This is a genomic window from Cupriavidus sp. WKF15 (assembly GCF_029278605.1).
In the GTDB taxonomy this organism is placed as follows: domain Bacteria; phylum Pseudomonadota; class Gammaproteobacteria; order Burkholderiales; family Burkholderiaceae; genus Cupriavidus.
Window position 1 is genome coordinate 3,682,264 of the sequence record NZ_CP119572.1, and the last position, 18,027, is coordinate 3,700,290.

At 66.2% G+C, this 18,027-nt stretch carries 15 protein-coding genes; 7 read left to right on the plus strand and 8 right to left on the minus strand.

Annotated features, from left to right (window positions below):
* Window positions 1–158: 158 nt before the first annotated feature.
* From htpX to def, 3 genes are all read right to left on the minus strand, one after another.
* Window positions 159–1,019: a zinc metalloprotease HtpX gene (gene htpX / locus CupriaWKF_RS17120; RefSeq protein ID WP_276100855.1), complete on the minus strand. Its 861-nt coding sequence runs from the start codon at window positions 1,017–1,019 to the stop codon at window positions 159–161.
* Between the two features lie 203 nt (window positions 1,020–1,222).
* A complete protein-coding gene (gene fmt / locus CupriaWKF_RS17125; RefSeq protein ID WP_276098974.1) occupies window positions 1,223–2,227 on the minus strand; it encodes a methionyl-tRNA formyltransferase in 1,005 nt (334 codons plus the stop codon).
* A gap of 128 nt (window positions 2,228–2,355) precedes the next feature.
* Window positions 2,356–2,862, minus strand: a complete 507-nt coding sequence (def, locus tag CupriaWKF_RS17130) for a peptide deformylase (protein WP_276098975.1) — start codon at window positions 2,860–2,862, stop codon at window positions 2,356–2,358.
* A gap of 161 nt (window positions 2,863–3,023) precedes the next feature.
* Here def and CupriaWKF_RS17135 point away from each other — a divergent pair, with 161 nt between their 5' ends.
* From CupriaWKF_RS17135 to CupriaWKF_RS17150, 4 genes are all read left to right on the plus strand, one after another.
* A complete protein-coding gene (locus tag CupriaWKF_RS17135; protein ID WP_276098976.1) occupies window positions 3,024–4,193 on the plus strand; it encodes a LysM domain-containing protein in 1,170 nt (389 codons plus the stop codon).
* Window positions 4,194–4,228: 35 nt separating this feature from the next.
* Window positions 4,229–5,329, plus strand: a complete 1,101-nt coding sequence (gene dprA, locus CupriaWKF_RS17140; RefSeq protein ID WP_276098977.1) for a DNA-processing protein DprA — start codon at window positions 4,229–4,231, stop codon at window positions 5,327–5,329.
* 79 nt (window positions 5,330–5,408) lie between these two features.
* The gene (locus CupriaWKF_RS17145) at window positions 5,409–5,813 is read left to right on the plus strand and encodes a thioredoxin family protein (RefSeq protein WP_276098978.1); all 405 of its coding nucleotides are present in this window, start codon (window positions 5,409–5,411) and stop codon (window positions 5,811–5,813) included.
* 147 nt (window positions 5,814–5,960) lie between these two features.
* Entirely contained in the window at window positions 5,961–8,651 is a 2,691-nt protein-coding gene (locus tag CupriaWKF_RS17150) for a DNA topoisomerase III (protein WP_276098979.1), read from the plus strand.
* A gap of 66 nt (window positions 8,652–8,717) precedes the next feature.
* Here CupriaWKF_RS17150 and CupriaWKF_RS17155 read toward each other — a convergent pair whose 3' ends face one another.
* Entirely contained in the window at window positions 8,718–9,623 is a 906-nt protein-coding gene (locus tag CupriaWKF_RS17155) for a LysR family transcriptional regulator (RefSeq protein ID WP_276098980.1), read from the minus strand.
* Between the two features lie 187 nt (window positions 9,624–9,810).
* On the opposite strand from CupriaWKF_RS17155, the gene CupriaWKF_RS17160 reads away from it, so the two are divergent.
* Window positions 9,811–10,029 carry a hypothetical protein gene (locus tag CupriaWKF_RS17160; protein WP_276098981.1) on the plus strand — a complete coding sequence of 73 codons (219 nt, stop codon included), beginning with the start codon at window positions 9,811–9,813 and terminating at the stop codon, window positions 10,027–10,029.
* A gap of 260 nt (window positions 10,030–10,289) precedes the next feature.
* On the opposite strand, the gene CupriaWKF_RS17165 is transcribed toward CupriaWKF_RS17160, so the two are convergent.
* The 3 genes from CupriaWKF_RS17165 to CupriaWKF_RS17175 form a co-directional block, all read right to left on the minus strand.
* Window positions 10,290–10,739 (minus strand): hypothetical protein, encoded by a 450-nt coding sequence (locus CupriaWKF_RS17165; protein WP_276098982.1) that lies wholly within the window; start codon window positions 10,737–10,739, stop codon window positions 10,290–10,292.
* Between the two features lie 203 nt (window positions 10,740–10,942).
* Window positions 10,943–11,137: a YbdD/YjiX family protein gene (locus CupriaWKF_RS17170; RefSeq protein WP_211946023.1), complete on the minus strand. Its 195-nt coding sequence runs from the start codon at window positions 11,135–11,137 to the stop codon at window positions 10,943–10,945.
* Between the two features lie 25 nt (window positions 11,138–11,162).
* Complete coding sequence (locus tag CupriaWKF_RS17175; RefSeq protein WP_276098983.1) at window positions 11,163–13,235, minus strand: carbon starvation CstA family protein; 2,073 nt, start codon at window positions 13,233–13,235, stop codon at window positions 11,163–11,165.
* Between the two features lie 405 nt (window positions 13,236–13,640).
* Between CupriaWKF_RS17175 and CupriaWKF_RS17180 the strand changes: the two genes are divergently transcribed.
* Together CupriaWKF_RS17180 and CupriaWKF_RS17185 are read left to right on the plus strand one after the other, a co-directional pair.
* Window positions 13,641–15,047, plus strand: coding sequence for a cache domain-containing protein (locus tag CupriaWKF_RS17180; protein WP_276098984.1), 1,407 nt, complete (start codon window positions 13,641–13,643; stop codon window positions 15,045–15,047).
* Window positions 15,044–15,739, plus strand: a complete 696-nt coding sequence (locus CupriaWKF_RS17185; RefSeq protein WP_276098985.1) for a response regulator transcription factor — start codon at window positions 15,044–15,046, stop codon at window positions 15,737–15,739. The genes CupriaWKF_RS17180 and CupriaWKF_RS17185 overlap by 4 nt, the downstream gene beginning before the upstream one ends.
* A gap of 101 nt (window positions 15,740–15,840) precedes the next feature.
* On the opposite strand, the gene CupriaWKF_RS17190 is transcribed toward CupriaWKF_RS17185, so the two are convergent.
* Window positions 15,841–17,697 (minus strand): phosphoenolpyruvate carboxykinase (GTP), encoded by a 1,857-nt coding sequence (locus CupriaWKF_RS17190; protein WP_276098986.1) that lies wholly within the window; start codon window positions 17,695–17,697, stop codon window positions 15,841–15,843.
* Window positions 17,698–18,027: the final 330 nt, after the last annotated feature.

Below are 18,027 nucleotides of genomic sequence, written 5' to 3' on the forward strand. Positions count from 1 at the left end.
AATAGAACAGGAGAGCGTGGCAACGGCATGCCGGGCCATGCAGGCGCTTGCGGCGCCACGCGGGCAACAAAAAGCCCGCTGGCTTGACAGGCAAGACAGCGGGCAGTTTACCCTGTGTGTGGTCCCGCGCCCGATTTGGCGCCGGCGCGTTGCGGGATTCAGGCCGGATACGTGCCGGTTTGCGCCATCTGCATCAGGCGCGCAATGCGCTCCTCGGTGGCCGGATGGGTCGAGAACAGGTTGGCGATGGCACCGCCCGACAGCGGGTTCATGATCATCATCTGCGCCGTGGCCGGATGCTCTTCCGCGGCCGGGAACGGGATGCCTTGCGCATAGCGGTGGATCTTGTCCAGCGCGCTGGCGAGCGCCTGCGGATCGCCGCTGATCTCCGCGCCGCCGCGATCGGCCTCGAACTCGCGCGCGCGTGAAATCGCCATCTGGATCAGCGAGGCCGCCAGCGGCGCCAGGATCGCCACGGCAATGCTGGCGATCGGATTGCTCCGGTTGCCATTCTCGTCGCGTCCGCCGAAGAACATCGCCATGTTCGCCAGCGCGGAGATGGCACCGGCCATGGTCGCGGCGATGGTCGAGGTCAGGATGTCGCGATGGCGCACGTGCGCCAGCTCGTGCGCCATGACGCCGCGCAGCTCGCGCTCGGACAGCACGCGCAGGATGCCCGTGGTGGCGGCAACCGCCGCGTGTTCGGGGTTGCGGCCGGTGGCGAATGCGTTGGGCGCGTCCTCGTTGATCAGGTAGACGCGCGGCATCGGCAGGCCGGCGCGTTGCGACAGTTCCTGCACCATGCCGTAGAACTGCGGCGCGCTGCCAGCATCGACTTCCTGCGCGTTGTACATGCGCAGGACCATCTTGTCCGAGAACCAATAGGAGAAGAAGTTCATGCCAAGCGCCATCAACAGCGCGAACATCATGCCGTTGCGTCCGCCGATCATGCCGCCGATGACGATGAACAACGCCGTGATGGCGGCCATCAACATGAAGGTCTTGACCCAGTTGAACATTGACGTGATCTCCGTGTAGTCGTGGCCCGCGCCGCGGATGCGGCCAGGCGTACTGAGCATTAGATAGGGTTGAAACGCTGAAAATTCAACGGCTTTGCATCGCCGGCGCGATTCAGCGGAACCTCAGCCCTGGCCGGTGATAGCTCCGTCCATCAGGATATCTAATCTGCACTTCAAGCGTGGTGCTTGCCCGACACGGTGCCTCAGACTGACTCCGCTGGCACGGCAAAGCGCGTTCCCGGCGGCAGCGGCGTTCCCTGCAGGAACTGCTGCGCCGGCTGTCGGCGGCCGCCGGGCTTCTGCAGTTCCGTGACCTGCAGCGCGCTGCCGTCGCCGCAGGCGATGATCACGCCGCCGGCGTCAGCGGCCAGCACCGTGCCCGCCGGATGCGGCAGGTTGCTGCCGGCGGACAGCGGCACGGCTTGCCAGCACTTGATCACGGTGCTGTCGAGCTGCAGCGTGGCGCCTGGAAACGGGTTGAACGCGCGCACCTGACTGGCCAGCTCGGCCGCCGGGCGGCGCAGGTCCAGCGGGGCTTCGTCCTTGCCGATCTTCTCGGCGTAGGTGACGCCGGCATCGGGCTGCGGCGTGGCGGGCAGCGTCTCGCCCGCGGCAAGCTTGCGCAGTGCGTCGACGATCATGCGGCCGCCCAGCGACGCCAGCTTGTCATGCAGCGTGCCGGTGCTGTCATCAGACGCGATCGGCACCGACTCGCGCGACAGCATCGCGCCGGTATCCAGGCCTTCGTCCATCTGCATCAGCGTGATGCCGGTCTCGGCGTCGCCGGCTTCGATCGCGCGATGGATCGGCGCGGCGCCACGCCAGCGCGGCAATAGCGAGGCGTGGATGTTCAGACAGCCAAGCCTCGGCAGTTCCAGCACTTCGGCCGGCAGGATCAGGCCGTAGGCGGCCACCACCATCACGTCGGGCGCGATCTTCGCCAGCGTGTCGACGGCATTGGCGGCTTCCTCCGGGTACTTGCCTGTACGGCGCAGCGAGCGCGGCTGCAGCACCGGCTCAAGGCCGTTGGCGACGGCGTACTGCTTGACGGGGCTTGCCTGCAGCTGCATGCCGCGGCCGGCCGGGCGGTCCGGCTGGCTGAGCACGGCAACCACCGGGAAACCGGCGGCGTGGATGGCTTCGAGCGCGACACGCGCGAATTCGGGCGTGCCGGCAAAGGCGACACGCAGGGACTTGGCTGCGGACATGACTGGCTCCCTGATGTGGACCTGAAAACAGAACCGGCCGCATAGCGGCCGGTACGTTCCTGACTTCGGAAGCCATAACGATAGCAGACACGGCGCGGCTGTCCCAGCCTTGGCGCCGTGCGCGCCCGTTACATGCGCACGCGCTCGCGCTTGTGCAGCTTGGACTTGATGCGGTTCTGCTTGAGCGGCGACAGGTATTCGACAAACACCTTGCCGCGCAGGTGGTCGATCTCGTGCTGGACGCAGACGGCCAGCAGGTCGTCGGCATCGAGCTCGAAGGTTTCGCCCTTTTCATTGAGCGCGCGCACGCGCACGCGGTCCGGGCGCTCCACGCGGTCATAGACTTCGGGCACCGACAGGCAGCCCTCTTCCCAGACCTTGCGGTTGTCGCTGGCCCAGGTGATCTCGGGGTTGATGAAGACCTGCAACTGGTCGCGCGTCTCCGACACGTCGATCACCACCACCTGCTCGTGCACATTGACCTGCGTCGCCGCCAGGCCGATGCCGGGTGCCTCGTACATGGTTTCCGCCATGTCCTTTACCAGCTGGCGGATGCGGTCGTCCACTTCCTTGACGGGTTTCGCCACGGTGTGCAGACGGGGATCGGGATAGGTCAGGATGTCGAGTTTTGCCATGATGCTCGGGCGCAACGCCGGCTGCTCTGGGCTGTCCGGCCGCGTTGCGGCGGCGGGGGATTACATGCAGAATCGGGGCGCTAGTACAAAAATTCAAGGCGCGCCGCAGCAGGCACGCTCTCCAGGGTCAATCCGGCTGTTCTGCCAGCCGGTTCACGAAAATGCGCGATCTTACCAAAGAACACCAGGCGGCGTCGGGCCGCAGGCTGCATGCGTTCACCCTTGCCGTGCTGAGTGCCGTTGGCATCACTGCTGCGGCAAGTGTTCCAGCCTTGGCGGCGGACCTCACCGTTTCACCCGCCCAGCATGCCGAAGCCCAGCGTGTGGCGCAGCAAGGGATTCCCGCCTCGGAGCTCGCGCCCAATGCGCCGTCGCAGTACACGGTGCGCAAGGGCGACACATTGTGGGGCATCTCGGGCCAGTACCTGCGCCAGCCGTGGCGCTGGCCGGAGCTGTGGGGCATGAACCGGCAGCAGATCCACAATCCGCATCTTATCTATCCCGGCCAGGTCCTGTACCTGATCCAGCGCGATGGACGGGCCTGGCTGTCGACCACGCCGGGCGCCGGCGATACCGTCAAGCTGACGCCGCACGTGCGCGGCGACGCCGAGGGCGCCGCCATTCTCAGTATTTCGGCCAAGGACATCGAGCCGTTCCTGATCCGTCCGCTGGTGGTGGACCAGGGTACGCTGGCAACGTCGGCCCGTATCGTCGCCGTGCCCGAGTCGCACGTCTACCTGGGCCGCGGCGATACCGCCTACGCGCGCGGTATCGCGCCGGAGGCGGCGGCGGTTGGCAGCGACTGGCAGGCCTTCCGGCCGGTCACGCCGGTCTACGACCCGGTCACCGGGCAGGTGCTCGGGTATGAGGCCGAGTATGAAGGCAATGTGCGCCTGACCCGCGAAGCCGGTGGTCCCGACGCGGTATCCACGCTGCGCGTGACGCAGGCCCAGCAGGAAATGGGCGTGGGCACGATGCTGCTGCCCCAGCCGACGCGCGAGGCCGTGCGCTATGTGCCGCGCGCGCCGGAAACGCAGATCGACGGCCGTGTCGCCAAGGTCTACGGCGGCGTGCAATACGGCGGCGCCAAGCAGGTCGTGGTGCTCAATGTCGGCACCAATGTCGGGTTGGAGCCGGGCCATGTGCTGGCGCTTTCTCGCGCCGGTGACGTCGTGAATGACCGGACCGACGGCAATCGCAATATCGTGCTGCCTGACGAGCGCTACGGGCTGGCCTTCGTGTTCCGGGTGTTCCAGGGCGTGTCGTATGCGCTGGTGACCGACGCCTCGAACGTGATCGAGGTCGGTGATCGCGTCATTTCCCCGCGTTGACCGCTGGCCCGGCGCCGGCCGCCGCATGGCCGGATGTGGCACGGGACGCGGATGACACGCTGGCGTGGCTGCGCCTGGCGAGTGCGCCGGGCATCGGCCCGGTGACGGTGCGCCTGTTGCTGGCGGCATTCGGCTTGCCGCAGCAAGTGTTCGCGCAAAGCGTGGAAGCACTGTCGTCGGTCGTGCCGCGCAAGCTCGCGGCTGCCATCCTGGCTGCGCCCGGAGCCACCCTGAGCCAGGCGCTGGCCAAAACCATGGCGTGGCTCGGGCAGCCCGGCAACCATCTGCTGACGCTGGTCGATCCGCGCTACCCGGTGCGGCTGCTCGACCTGTCGGATCCCCCGCCGCTCCTATATATCAAGGGCGACCTCGCCACACTGGCGAGGCCGGCGCTTGCCATCGTCGGCGCGCGCGGAGCCACGGCGCAGGGCAAGGCCGATGCCGAAGCATTCGGCAGGGCCTTCTCGCAGGCGGGCCAGACGGTGGTCTCGGGGCTCGCGCTGGGCGTGGATGCGGCGGCCCATGAGGGCGGGCTGGGGGGCGCAGGCGGCACGATCGCAGTGATCGGCACCGGGGCCGACCGGGTCTACCCTGCCCGCCACTTGGAACTGGCGCATCGCATCGTCGAACACGGCGCCATCGTCAGCGAGTTCCCGCTGGGCATGCAGGGGTTCAAGGACAATTTCCCGCGGCGCAACCGCCTGATCGCGGCATTGGCGCGCGGCGTGCTGGTGGTGGAGGCCGCGGCCCGGTCCGGCTCGCTGATTACCGCCCGGCTCGCGGCGGACCTGGGGCGCGAGGTCTTTGCCATTCCGGGCTCCATCCACGCGCCGCTTTCGGGCGGGTGCCACTTTCTGATCCGGCAGGGGGCCAAGCTGGTCGAATCGCCAGAGGACGTGATGGAAGAATTCGGCCTGTCGGTCCGGCCGGGGAAGGTGACGGATTCGGCGCAGACGACGTCCAAGGCGCCGCAGGATCCGCTGCTGGCCATCCTGACACACGATCCCGTCACGCTCGACACGCTGTGCGAGCGCAGCGGTCTGGCTCCGGAGGCGTTGGCTACGCGGCTGCTCGAACTGGAACTGGAAGGCCGCGCGGAACGTCTACCGGGGAACCTCTTCCGCAGTCTGTCCTAGACTTCGCCAGTGGCCCCGGACCCATTGCCGATACAATCGCCAATCTACGGTGCCTGAATAGGCTCATGTTTGAACCGTCATGACCGTTTACTTTCCAGAACGTGACGTTGCCGCCATCGGCGCAGCACTGTCCGCCCATCCACAAGGACGGCTGGTCGCTTGCCTGTGCGCGCAATGGTGCGGGACATGCCGGGACTACCTGAAGGCGTTTTCCGCGCTGGCCGCGCGCCACCCGGAGGACTGCTATGTGTGGATCGACATCGAAACGCACGCGGACCAGCTTGGCGACATCGATATTGAGAATTTCCCCACGCTGCTGGTCCAGCCGGTGGCGGGGGGGCCGACGCAGTTCTATGGCACGCTGCTGCCGCACATCGAGGTACTGGAACGGATGCTCGCCCGGGGCACGACCATGTCTGGTGCGCAGGAGGACGTACCGGAAGTGCTGGAGTGGTTGCTTGCCGGGGGGCGGCGCGCGGCGTAACGGCGGATTTCCCGCCGCTGCGGCTGGCTTGCACCGCCGTCGAAACCGCGCTTATGATTGGCGCCTCAAAGCCCTCCGGGGGCGATGTCTACTTATATTGCAGTGCAAAACGCGCGTTGCCGGAAGCAACCCGCAAGGACCCGTTCAATGTCAAAAGCCCTCATCATCGCGGAAAAGCCATCGGTCGCGGCCGATATCGCCCGTGCCCTCGGGGGCTTTACCAAGCACGACGAGTACTTTGAAAGTGACGACTTCGTGCTGTCGTCTGCCGTGGGTCACCTGGTCGAGATTGCCGCGCCCGACGAATACGAGGTCAAGCGAGGCAAGTGGAGCTTCGCCAACCTGCCCGTGATCCCGCCGCACTTCGACCTGCGCCCGATCGCCAAGACCGAGTCGCGGCTGAAGGTGCTCAACCGGCTGATCAAGCGCAAGGACGTCACCGGCCTGATCAACGCCTGTGACGCGGGGCGCGAGGGGGAACTGATCTTCCGCCTGATCGCGCAGCAAGCCAAGGCCAAGCAGCCGATCCGCCGCCTGTGGCTGCAGTCGATGACGCCGCAGGCCATCCGCGACGGTTTCGCCAGCCTGCGCGCCGACGAAGACATGCTGCCGCTGGCCGATGCCGCGCGCTGCCGCTCCGAGGCCGACTGGCTGGTCGGCATCAATGGCACGCGTGCCATGACCGCCTTCAACAGCAAGGGCGGCGGCTTCTTCCTGACCACCGTCGGCCGCGTCCAGACGCCGACGCTGTCGATCGTGGTCGAGCGCGAGGAGAAGATCAAGCACTTCGTGCCGCGCGACTATTGGGAAGTGCACGCCGAGTTCATCGCCGCCGCTGGCCTGTACGAAGGCCGCTGGTTCGATCCCAAGTTCAAGAAGAACGAGTTCGATCCCGAGGCGCGCGACTCGCGCCTGTGGAGCGAGGCCGAGGCCAAGAGCATCGTCGCCGCGTGCCGCGACAAGCCCGGCACTGTCACCGAAGAATCGAAGCCGTCGACGCAGCAGTCGCCGGCGCTCTTTGACCTGACCACGCTGCAGCGCGAGGCCAACTCGCGCTTCGGCTTCTCGGCCAAGAACACGCTCGGCCTGGCGCAGGCCCTGTATGAAAAGCACAAGGTCCTGACCTACCCGCGTACCGATGCGCGCGCGCTGCCCGAGGACTACATGGAAACGGTCAAGCAGACCATGACCATGCTCGCCGACAGCTCGCCCAACTACCTGCCGCACGCGAAGAAGATCCTGGCGCAGGGCTGGGTCAAGCCGAACAAGAAGATCTTCGACAACAGCAAGATCAGCGACCACTTCGCCATCATCCCGACGCTGCAGGCGCCCAAGAACCTGTCGGAGCCGGAGCAGAAGCTGTACGACCTGGTGGTGCGCCGCTTCCTGGCGGTGTTCTTCCCGGCCGCCGAGTTCCAGGTCACGACCCGGATCACGGAGGTTGCCGGCCACCACTTCAAGACCGAAGGCAAGGTGCTGGTCAATCCGGGCTGGCTGGTGATCTACGGCCGCGAGGCGCAGGGCGACAAGGACGCCGCCAACCTGGTGCCGGTGGCCAAGGACGAGAAGGTCAAGACCGACAAGGTCGACAGCGTCGGCCTGACCACCAAGCCGCCCGCGCGCTACAACGAAGCCACGCTGCTGTCCGCCATGGAGGGCGCCGGCAAGCTCGTGGACGACGACGCGCTGCGCGAAGCCATGGCCGGCAAGGGCCTGGGCACGCCGGCCACGCGCGCGGCCATCATCGAAGGCTTGCTGACCGAGAAGTACCTGGTGCGCGAAGGCCGCGAGTTGATCCCGACCGCCAAGGCGTTCCAGCTGATGACGCTGCTGCGCGGGCTGGGCGTGCAGGAACTGACGCAGGCCGAGCTGACCGGCGAGTGGGAGCACAAGCTTTCGCAGATCGAGCGCGGCCGCCTGAAGCGCGACGAGTTCATGCTCGAGATCGCGCAGATGACGCAGCAGATCGTCAAGCGCGCCAAGGAATACGACAGCGACACCATCCCGGGCGACTACGCCACGCTGGACACGCCGTGCCCGCAGTGCGGCGGCCAGGTGAAGGAGAATTACCGCCGCTTTGCCTGCACCGCGTGCGAATTCTCGATCAGCAAGATCCCGGGTGGCCGCCAGTTCGAGATCGACGAGGTCGAGGAACTGCTGCTGAAGAAGGAAATCGGCCCGCTGCAAGGTTTCCGCAGCAAGATGGGCCGGCCATTTGCCGCCATCCTCAAGATCGCCAAGGACGACGAAGGCCATTACAAGATGGAATTCGATTTCGGCCAGAACGATGAAGAGGGCGACGGCGAACCGGTCGATTTCAGTGGCCAGGAGCCGGTCGGCACCTGCCCGAAGTGCAGTGGCGCGGTGTTCGAGCACGGCATGAAGTACGTGTGCGAGAACAGCGTGGCCAGCCCGAAGAGCTGCGACTTCACCACCGGCAAGATCATCCTGCAGCAGGAGATCAGCCGCGAGCAGGTCGGCAAGCTGCTGAACGAGGGCCGCACCGACCTGCTGACGGGCTTCAAGTCGTCGCGCACGGGCCGCAACTTCAAGGCCTTCCTGGTAAGGCAGGCGGACGGCAAGATCGGCTTCGAGTTCGAGGCACGCGAGCCCAAGGCCGGCGCCAAGGCGCCAGCCAAGACCGCGTCGCGCGCGGCCGCCAAGGCGGATGAGGCTGAGGCGGCTCCGGCCAAGGCACCGGCGAAGAAGGCCGCGGCGACGAAGACCGCCACCAAGGCGACAGCCACCAAGACCGCGGCCAAGAAGGCACCCGCCAAGACGGTCGCGGCCAAGAAGACCCGCGCCGCGGGCAAGGCCACGGTCGAAGCCGAGGAATGAGCGCTTAGGCGGCGGACAAGCGGCAAGAGGCGGCGGCGCGTCAGCGCCTGCCTCTTCCTGCCTGCCTTATGAAACCTGGTCCCGGTTCCGGACGCCCTCTTCCAGCAGGAAGTCAATGAACGCCCGGACCTTGGTCGGCAGGAATTTGCGGCTCGGGTAGACCACGCTGACATCGCGCCGTGGCAGCTGGTACTGCGGCAGGACATGCACGAGATGGCCTGCCTCGATCCCCGGCCTGGCCAGGTACGACGAGAGCATCGCCACCCCCATATTGGCGAGCGCGGCCTGGTGCGCAAGTTCGGCATTGCTGCACAGCAGCCCTGGGCGGATCGGCACTGTCACTTCGCCTTCCGGTCCCAGCAGCGTCCACTCGTGTTCCACGTTGGGTAGCCGCATAGCGATGCAGCGGTGGTTGGTCAGCTCGTGCGCATGGCGCAGCGGCGTGTGCATGCGGACGTAATCTGGTGATGCACACAGCACAATTTCCGCGGAAATCAGCGGCCGGGCCACCAGATGCGAGCCCAGTCCCAGATCAGAGAGCATGACCGCGACGTCGCGGCCCTCTTCCACAATGTCCACGTTGCGATCGGACAGCAATACGTCGAACACCACGTCGGGGTAGAGCTGCTGGAACCGGGACATCAGGTTGGGTAGCAGGTGCAGGCCGAACATCACGGGTGTCACCAGGCGCAGTGTTCCTGATAGTGACTGACTTCGCGCCGTCACTACGCCCTCGGCTTCTTCCACGTCTTCGAGGATCTGCTGGCAGCGTTGCAGATAGGTTTCCCCGGCGTCGGTCAGGGACAGGCTGCGGGTCGTCCGGTTCAGCAGCCGCGTGCCGAGGTGGCTCTCCAGGTCTGCGACATAACGCGTGACGACCGCATTGGACATCTCCAACTGCTGCGCTGCACGAGCAAAACTCCCCAACTCTACCACTTTGGCGAAGACGCGCATCGATTGCAGGCGATCCATGACATAGTCTCCCGTCGGCTCCCTGAATTTTTCCTCGTTCAGGCCACTTTATTGTTGGAATCAAAACTAATCATTGTGGCAAGCAGTATTTATTGATATCAGGGAAACGCCTAATATCTAGCCATCGGATGCCGCAATGCAGCAAGTCAGACTGCCCGGACGGCACCAGTTGAAGAAATACTGAGCCATGAAAACTACCCGTCATACCCTGATCGCTATTGCCACCCTCGCCGCAGCCCTGTCCGCTGCACCGGCATTTGCCAAGGCCGGCAAGTACGATGTCTACAGCGATGGCGCCAAGGCCGCCAAGTACGACGTCTATAGCGACGGCGCCAAGTCTGGCAAATTCGACACCTACAGCGACGGCGCCAAGTACGATCTGTCGTCCGACCGCATGCCCCTGTAAGCAGGGACTGCAAGTGCGGTCCGGGGCCGTTTCTCCCCTATGCGGCCCCTTCTGTATCAACCTGGTCTCCACAGGTCGTTTGGAGAGAGTCTGATAGACCTCTCCGTATTTATTGGAGAAGAAGCCCGCACTGGTTGCGGGCTTCTTTGTTTCTGCGTCCGATCAAACCAGTATCTGTTGCCAGGCATTATGCCTGAGCGCGCAAAGAAAAACGGGCCAGCGCGGCCCGTTCCTGCATCCTGCCCCGGCTGAGCGTCGGCTCAGTCGTCGTGATGGTGGTGCTTGTGCTTCTTGTACTTGTAGTGGTCATCGCCATAGTAGCGGCGGTCATTTTCATACGAGTTGCTGCGCGAGACATTTCCGCCCAGCGCCGCGCCCGCGCCACCGCCCACGGCCGCGCCAACAAGGCCGCCCGCGCGGCCGCCCATGGCGTTGCCCGCCGCCGTGCCTGCACCACCGCCCAGCGCACCGCCAATGATGGCACCCGTGCGCTCGCGTCGGTTGGACGTCACCGCCCCACCCGCACCGCCGCCGACGGCACCGCCGATCACGGCACCGGTGCTGCCGCCCAGTGCGCCGCCTACAGCCGCCCCTGCGACGCCGCCGAGGGCGCCGCCAAGGGCATTGTTCATATCGCTCGCGAACGCCGGCAGCGCGGACGCCGCCAGGGCGATAGCCAGGGTCATGTTGCGAACGGGATGGCGAGACATATCGTTTCCTTTCTTTGCCATGTTGTGCCGCAAGTGTAGAGAACGAGCCCCGGCCTTGCTGTAACCACGTGTAAAGCCATGTAACCCGCTGCTGAAACGTCTGATTCGTGCGACAACATAGCGTATCGGTGGCGATTTCGGCGCCTGGAATGAAAACGGGCAACCCTAAGGTTGCCCGTGCTGTCAGTGCCGGCCGGTACGTTTTAGCAGCACTTGCCCTGTCCGCCGCCATAGCGCGCTTCCTGGCGTTCGCGGAAGAATTCCTCGTAAGTCATTGGCGCGCGATCCGGGTGGGTGCTTTCCATGTGGGCCACATAGGTCTGGTAGTCGGGCAGGCCAACCATCAGCCGCAGCGACTGCCCGAGATAGCGTCCCATCGTTCCCAGTTGTTCCAGCATGGCGGGCTCCTTCTGCTTCAGCGGATCAGGATTGTGCCGAGGCGGCCGCCGGCAGCGGCTCGAACGGCGTTTCCCTGTCGGTCGGGCGGCTCGCGGTGCGCGCCTGCATCGCGGTCTTGAAGCCGTAGACCACGATCGACAGCACCACGAACATGAACAGCGCGCACAGGCCGGCGTCCAGGTAGTCATTGAAGACGATGCGGTGCATCTGCTCCATGCTCTTGGCCGGGGCCAGCACCTTGCCTTCGGCGATGGCGGCGCTGAACTTGCCGGCGTGGGTCAGGAAGCTGACCTTCGGATCGGCATCGAACAGCTTTTGCCAGCCGGCGGTCAGCGTGCAGATCAGCAGCCAGACGGTCGGCAGCAGCGTCACCCAGGCGTACTGGCCGCGCTTCATCTTGACCAGCACACAAGTGCCGAGCACCAGCGCCACGGCGGCCAGCATCTGGTTGGAGATGCCGAACAGCGGCCACAGCGTGTTGATGCCGCCCAGCGGATCGACCACGCCCTGGTACAGGAAGTAGCCCCAGGCCGCCACGGTCAGCGCGGTGGCGATCAGGTTGGCCGGCAGTGAGTCGGTGCGGCGCATGCTCGGCACGAAGCTGCCCAGCAGGTCCTGCAGCATGAAGCGGCCGGCGCGGGTGCCCGCGTCGACGGCGGTCAGGATGAACAGCGCCTCGAACAGGATCGCGAAGTGGTACCAGAAGGCCATCATGGCCTGGCCGCCCACCACCTGGTGCAGGATGTGGGCGATGCCCACGGCCAGCGTCGGCGCGCCGCCGGCGCGCGAGATGATGGTGTTCTCGCCAACGTCCTTGGCGGTCTGGATCAGCACGTCAGGGGTGATTACGAAGCCCCAGTTCGACACGGCCTGCGCCACGGCTTCCGGCGAGGTGCCGATCACGGCGCTCGGGCTGTTCATCGCGAAGTAGACGCCCGGCTCGATCACCGAGGCGGCCACCAGCGCCATGATGGCGACGAAGGACTCGGCCAGCATCGCACCATAGCCGATGAAGCGCGCGTGGCTTTCATTCTCCAGCAGCTTGGGCGTGGTGCCCGACGAGATCAGCGCGTGGAAGCCCGACACCGCGCCGCAGGCAATGGTGATGAAGAGGAACGGGAACAGGTTGCCCGACCACACCGGTCCGCCGCCCTTGGCGAACTGCGTGAAGGCCGGCATCTTGAGTTCCGGCGCGACGATCAGGATGCCGATGGCCAGCGCGATGATGGTGCCGATCTTCAGGAAGGTCGACAGGTAGTCGCGCGGGGCCAGCAGCAGCCACACCGGCAGCACGGCAGCGATGAAGCCGTAGATGATCAGCATCCAGGTCAGCGCCTTGCCGTCATACGTGAACAGCGGCGCCAGCACGGCGCTTTCATGCACGTACTGGCCGCCGATGATGGCGAGCATCAGCAGCACGAAGCCGATCACCGACACCTCGCCGATGCGGCCCGGGCGGATGTAGCGCGTGTAGATGCCCATGAACAGCGCGATGGGGATGGTCACCGCCACCGTGAACGTCCCCCACGGCGAGCCCGCCAGCGCCTTCACCACGATCAGCGCCAGCACCGCCAGGATGATGATCATGATCATGAAGCAGCCGAACAGCGCGATCATGCCCGGCACCGTGCCCATCTCGGACTTGACCAGGTCGCCCAGCGAGCGGCCGTCGCGGCGCGTGGAAATGAACAGCACCATGAAGTCCTGCACCGCACCGGCGAACACCACGCCGGCCAGGATCCACAGCATGCCCGGCATATACCCCATCTGCGCGGCCAGCACGGGGCCGACCAGCGGGCCGGCGCCGGCGATGGCGGCGAAGTGGTGGCCGAACAGCACCGCCTTGTTGGTCGGCACGTAGTCCAGGCCGTCGTTGTGGCGCCAGGCCGGGGTCATGCGTTTCGGGTCGAGCTGCATCACCTTGTCGGCGATGAAGCGGCTGTAGTAGCGGTAGGCGATCAGGTAGATGCAGAGCGCGGCAACCACGATCCACAGCGCACTGACAGCCTCGCCGCGCGACAGCGCGACCGTGGCGAAGGCAAAGGCGCCGAGGACGGCGACGGCCAGCCACACCAGGTGTTCTCCGATGCGATTCATAGTGAAGGTCTCCTCAGACCGGGATTTCGATAGCCTGCGGCGGCGAAGGACTGGTAACTGGCAGGGTCCCGGCGGCGCGGCGGTGGGCGCGCGCCTGAGGCGGGCAGCGGGGCAATCCGGCGGTGAAGGCGTCTCCTGGGATCTGGCTGCTGCTCGCCCGGTTCGTGTCGTTTCCGGATCTCGTCTGGCAGGCAGGCGATGCACCATCCGGGTAGGCGATGCACCAGCTGCGTGGCCGCGTGCGCCCTGCTGGGGCAGTTCTCGCGTCCGGCGTGTAGTATTGACACCCGCCATACCCCGCACAAGCGCGGAACTACGCAGCACTTCTGCGTAGTACTACGCAGATCGACGGTGGCATGCCGCCTGCGCGGCATCGGTGTTTACCCCCGGTCGTCCGGTTCATGTATGAAACTCCGCCAGAAGATCCTGTTGCTCGCCGTGGCGCCGCTGGCGGTGGCCATGCTGGGCATCGCGCTTGCCGTGCGTTTCCAGGCGACGCAGCTGGCCCAGCACGAGCGCACGCTGGTCGAGTCCGCCTATCTCCAGAGCAAGGAAACCGAACTGCGCCACTACGTAGAACTGGCGCAAAGCGCGATCGCGCCGATGGTGCGTTCGGGCCGCACCGACGCCGCCACGCGCCAGGCCGCCATGGACGCGCTGGCGCGGCTCGACTACGGGCCCGATGGCTATTTCTTCCTGTATGACTTGCAGGGCCGCAACCTGATGCACCCACGCCAGCCGGAACTGGTCGGGCAGGACTTGTGGACGCTGCGCGATCCGCAGGGCGCCCTCACCATCCAGAAGCTGATCGCGGCGGCGAAGGCGGGGGGCGGCTCGGTGCGCTACCTGTGGAAAAAGCCGTCGTCGCAGCAGCTCGCGCCCAAGCTCGGCTACGTCGTGGCCGTGCCGGAATGGGGCTGGATGCTCGGCACCGGCATCTACCTGGACGATGTGGAAAGCACGCTGCGCCAGCTCGACGCGCGCGCCGCGACCGATATCCGCGAGACCATGGCGTGGATCGGCGTGATCGCCGCGGTCAGCATCCTGCTGGTAGCGGCCAGCGGCCTGGCTCTCAATATCAGCGAGCACCGCGAGGCCGATGCCAAGCTGCGCCAACTCGCCCAGCGCGTGGTGCAGTCCCAGGAAGAGGAACGCGCGCGGCTGTCGCGCGAACTCCATGACGGCATCAGCCAGTTGCTGGTGTCGGTCAAGCTGGTGCTGGAAGCGGCTGCCAACCGGCTGCGCCTGGCGCCGGCGGAAGGCGCGGCGGTGGCGCCGGTGCTCGGCATGGCGCTGAACCGGCTCGACACGGTGTTCAACGAGGTACGGCGCGTGGCACGCAACCTGCGCCCCGCGCTGCTCGATGATCTCGGCATCTTTGCCGCCCTGCAGCACCTGGCGCGCGAGATGCAGGCCGGCAGCCAGCTGCAGATCAGCGTGGCCCAGGCCGGCACGCCGCGTGAGCTGCCCGACGAGCAGGCCACCGCGCTGTACCGGATCGTGCAGGAAGCGCTGACCAATGTCGAACGCCATGCCGGCGCCCGCAAAGTGACCGTGGCGCTGGCATTCGATCCGGACGCGACGCGCCTGACGGTGCGCGACGACGGCTGCGGTTTTGACGTGGCCCGCATGCAGGTCGATCCGCGGCGCGGCATCGGCCTGCGCAACCTGCGCGAGCGCATCGCGGCGCTGGGCGGTCAGTTCGGCATAGTTTCGGGCATTGGCGGCACCGAACTGCAGGCGGTCCTGCCGCTCGCGAAATTGCCGGCCCGGCCCACCGCTCCCCTCCCCGCGGATTCTTCGCAGTCATGACCCATATTCCTGACCCGGCCGACATGGCGGAACCCGTTGCCGCGCCCGCGCGCGTGCTGCTGATCGACGACCATGCGCTGGTTCGGGATGGCATGCGCATGCACCTGGCGCTGCAGCCCGGCCTGCGCGTCGTGGGCGAGGCCGATGGCGGCGAGGCGGCGCTGGCCTGGCTGGATCGTGCCGGCGAGCCGGAGCGCCCGGACCTGGTCATTACTGACATCGGCATGCGCGGCATGGGCGGCATTGCCCTGACCGCCGCGCTGCACGAGCAGTACCCGGAAATCGCCGTGCTGGTGGTGAGCATGCACGACAACCTGGAATACGCGCGCCAGGCCGTGCGTGCCGGCGCGCGTGGCTATGTGCTCAAGGATGCGCCGGCGGACGAACTGATGGCCGCCATCCAGGCCGTGCTGGCCGGACGCGTGTTCTATAGCGCGCGTATCGCGCGCGGCATGGCTGAACAGGCGCCCGCAGCGGATCCGCTGGACGCCCTGACCCGGCGCGAGCGTGACATCCTTGGCTGCATCGGCGAGGGCATGGCGAACAAGGAGATTGCCGCGCGGCTCGGTGTGTCGGTGCGCACGGTGGAAACCCACCGGCTCAACCTCAAGCGCAAGCTGGGCATCGAGGGCCGGGCGGGGTTGGTGAAGTACGCGGTGGAGCAGTCGGGGGGAGAGGGCGAGGCGGGATAACCGGAAGTTATCCACAGTATCCACAGGCTGACTCGGCGACTCGCCACGCTCCCGGGCCCTCTCCCGCTGCGGGAGAGGGAGTGCCATGGCTGGCCGGGTGCTTACCCTTCCAGGCGCTTGCCCAGTGCCGAGCGCGCTTCGGCAAGCGCCTGCGGCAGGTTGTGCTTGAGCTGCGTGAACAGCTCGTCGTGCAGCACCAGCTCCTGCTTCCAGGCGTCGGCGTCGATCGACGTGACCTGCGCGAACTGCGCCGGCGAGAAGTCCACGCCATTCCAGTTCAGGTCTTCATAGCGCGGGCTGGTGCCGAACACGTGCTCGGCGCCCTGCCCCTTGCCTTCGACGCGGTCGATCATCCACGACAGCACGCGCATGTTCTCGCCGAAGCCCGGCCACACGAAGCTGCCGTCGGCGTCCTTGCGGAACCAGTTCACGCAGTAGATCTTCGGCAGCTTGGCGCCAGTGGCTTCCAGCTTCTTGCCCAGGTCGAGCCAGTGGCCGAAGTAGTCGCTCATGTTGTAGCCGCAGAACGGCAGCATGGCGAACGGGTCGCGGCGCACCACGCCTTGCTGGCCGGCGGCCGCGGCGGTGGTTTCGGAGCCCATGGTCGCGGCCATGTAGACGCCTTCGGTCCAGTTGCGCGCTTCGGTCACCAGCGGCACGGTGGTCGAGCGGCGGCCGCCGAAGATGAACGCATCAATGGGTACGCCGGCCGGGTTGTCCCAGTTCTCGTCGATCGACGGGCACTGCGAAGCCGGCGCGGTGAAGCGCGAGTTCGGGTGGGCCGCCTTGGCGCCGCTCGCCTTGGCGATTTCCGGGGTCCAGTCCTTGCCCTGCCAGTCGATCAGGTGCGCCGGCGCTTCCTTGGTCATGCCTTCCCACCACACGTCGCCGTCGTCGGTCAGCGCCACGTTGGTGAAGATGACGTTCTCCTTCAGCGTCGCCATCGCGTTGTAGTTGGTCTTCTCGCTGGTACCCGGGGCCACGCCGAAGAAGCCGGCTTCCGGGTTGATCGCGTACAGGCGGCCGTCCTTGCCCGGCTTGATCCACGCGATGTCGTCGCCAATGGTGTTGACCTTCCAGCCTTCGAAGCCCTTGGGTGGGATCAGCATCGCGAAGTTGGTCTTGCCGCAGGCCGACGGGAATGCGGCGGCCACGTGGTATTTCTTGCCCTCGGGCGAGGTCACGCCCAGAATCAGCATGTGCTCGGCCAGCCACCCCTCGTCGCGGCCCATGGTCGACGCGATACGCAGGGCAAAGCACTTCTTGCCGAGCAGCGCGTTACCGCCATAGCCCGAGCCGAACGACCAGATCTCGCGCGTTTGCGGGAAATGGACGATGTACTTGGTCGGGTTGCACGGCCACGGCACGTCCTTCTCGCCGGCGGCGAGCGGCTTGCCGACAGTGTGCACGCACGGCACGAAGTCGCCGTCGGTGCCCAGCACGTCATACACGGCCTTGCCCATGCGCGTCATGATGCGCATATTGACGGCCACGTACGGGGAGTCGGACAGTTCCACGCCGATATGGGCGATCGGCGAACCCAGCGGCCCCATCGAGAACGGAACCACGTACAGCGAGCGGCCGCGCATGCAGCCGTCGAACAGACCGTTGAGCGTCTGGCGCATCTCGGCCGGGGCGATCCAGTTGTTGGTGGGGCCGGCGTCTTCCTTCTTGTCCGAGCAGATGAAGGTGCGGTCTTCGACACGCGCCACGTCGGAAGGATCGGACAGGGCCAGGTAGGAATTCTTGCGTTTTGCCGGGTTCAGGCGCTTGAGCGTGCCGGCCGCGACCATCTGCTCGCAGAGGCGGTCATATTCTTCCTGCGAACCGTCGCACCAGTGAATCCGCTCCGGCTTGGTCAGCGCGGCGATTTCGGCTACCCAGGCCACCAGCTTCTGGTTCTTGACCCAGGCCGGCACGTTCAACGCGGCCGTGCCTTGCATCGAGGGGTGGTTCATACGGCAACTCCAAATGTGTAAAGGGAAGGAAGGGGGAAATCTTTTCAAAGCCCGGCCTGAGGCCAGCCAGGCCGGTGCTCGTCGCCGCGCCTCGTTGGCGCTCATCGGCGACTCGCACCGGTCGTCACATCCCGTTACAACTCCTCTGCGGCCCAGGCAACGCAAAGGGTCGCGGCAGTCCCTGCGCCTGCGCTAAAGTTGCGCTTCGCCCGCGCGGGGCCAGGCGGGCTTTGTCCGACGGCGCCGGGTGTCGGGAGCGAGGCTCAACCGACCATTCCTGGCGACACCGGAGCGGGCAAGGATACCACTGCTGCACCCTGCTGTTTTTTG

Bases quoted from the DNA above. Each gene is read 5' to 3' on its own strand.
- CupriaWKF_RS17165 (WP_276098982.1), bottom strand. From the start codon at position 10,739: ATGTCTCGCCATCCCGTTCGCAACATGACCCTGGCTATCGCCCTGGCG.
- fmt (WP_276098974.1), bottom strand. From the start codon at position 2,227: ATGTCCGCAGCCAAGTCCCTGCGTGTCGCCTTTGCCGGCACGCCCGAA.
- CupriaWKF_RS17150 (WP_276098979.1), top strand. From the start codon at position 5,961: ATGTCAAAAGCCCTCATCATCGCGGAAAAGCCATCGGTCGCGGCCGAT.
- CupriaWKF_RS17135 (WP_276098976.1), top strand. From the start codon at position 3,024: ATGCGCGATCTTACCAAAGAACACCAGGCGGCGTCGGGCCGCAGGCTG.
- CupriaWKF_RS17185 (WP_276098985.1), top strand. From the start codon at position 15,044: ATGACCCATATTCCTGACCCGGCCGACATGGCGGAACCCGTTGCCGCG.
- htpX (WP_276100855.1), bottom strand. From the start codon at position 1,019: ATGTTCAACTGGGTCAAGACCTTCATGTTGATGGCCGCCATCACGGCG.
- CupriaWKF_RS17145 (WP_276098978.1), top strand. From the start codon at position 5,409: ATGACCGTTTACTTTCCAGAACGTGACGTTGCCGCCATCGGCGCAGCA.
- CupriaWKF_RS17190 (WP_276098986.1), bottom strand. From the start codon at position 17,697: ATGAACCACCCCTCGATGCAAGGCACGGCCGCGTTGAACGTGCCGGCC.
- CupriaWKF_RS17175 (WP_276098983.1), bottom strand. From the start codon at position 13,235: ATGAATCGCATCGGAGAACACCTGGTGTGGCTGGCCGTCGCCGTCCTC.
- def (WP_276098975.1), bottom strand. From the start codon at position 2,862: ATGGCAAAACTCGACATCCTGACCTATCCCGATCCCCGTCTGCACACC.
- CupriaWKF_RS17155 (WP_276098980.1), bottom strand. From the start codon at position 9,623: ATGGATCGCCTGCAATCGATGCGCGTCTTCGCCAAAGTGGTAGAGTTG.
- CupriaWKF_RS17170 (WP_211946023.1), bottom strand. From the start codon at position 11,137: ATGCTGGAACAACTGGGAACGATGGGACGCTATCTCGGGCAGTCGCTG.
- CupriaWKF_RS17180 (WP_276098984.1), top strand. From the start codon at position 13,641: ATGAAACTCCGCCAGAAGATCCTGTTGCTCGCCGTGGCGCCGCTGGCG.
- CupriaWKF_RS17160 (WP_276098981.1), top strand. From the start codon at position 9,811: ATGAAAACTACCCGTCATACCCTGATCGCTATTGCCACCCTCGCCGCA.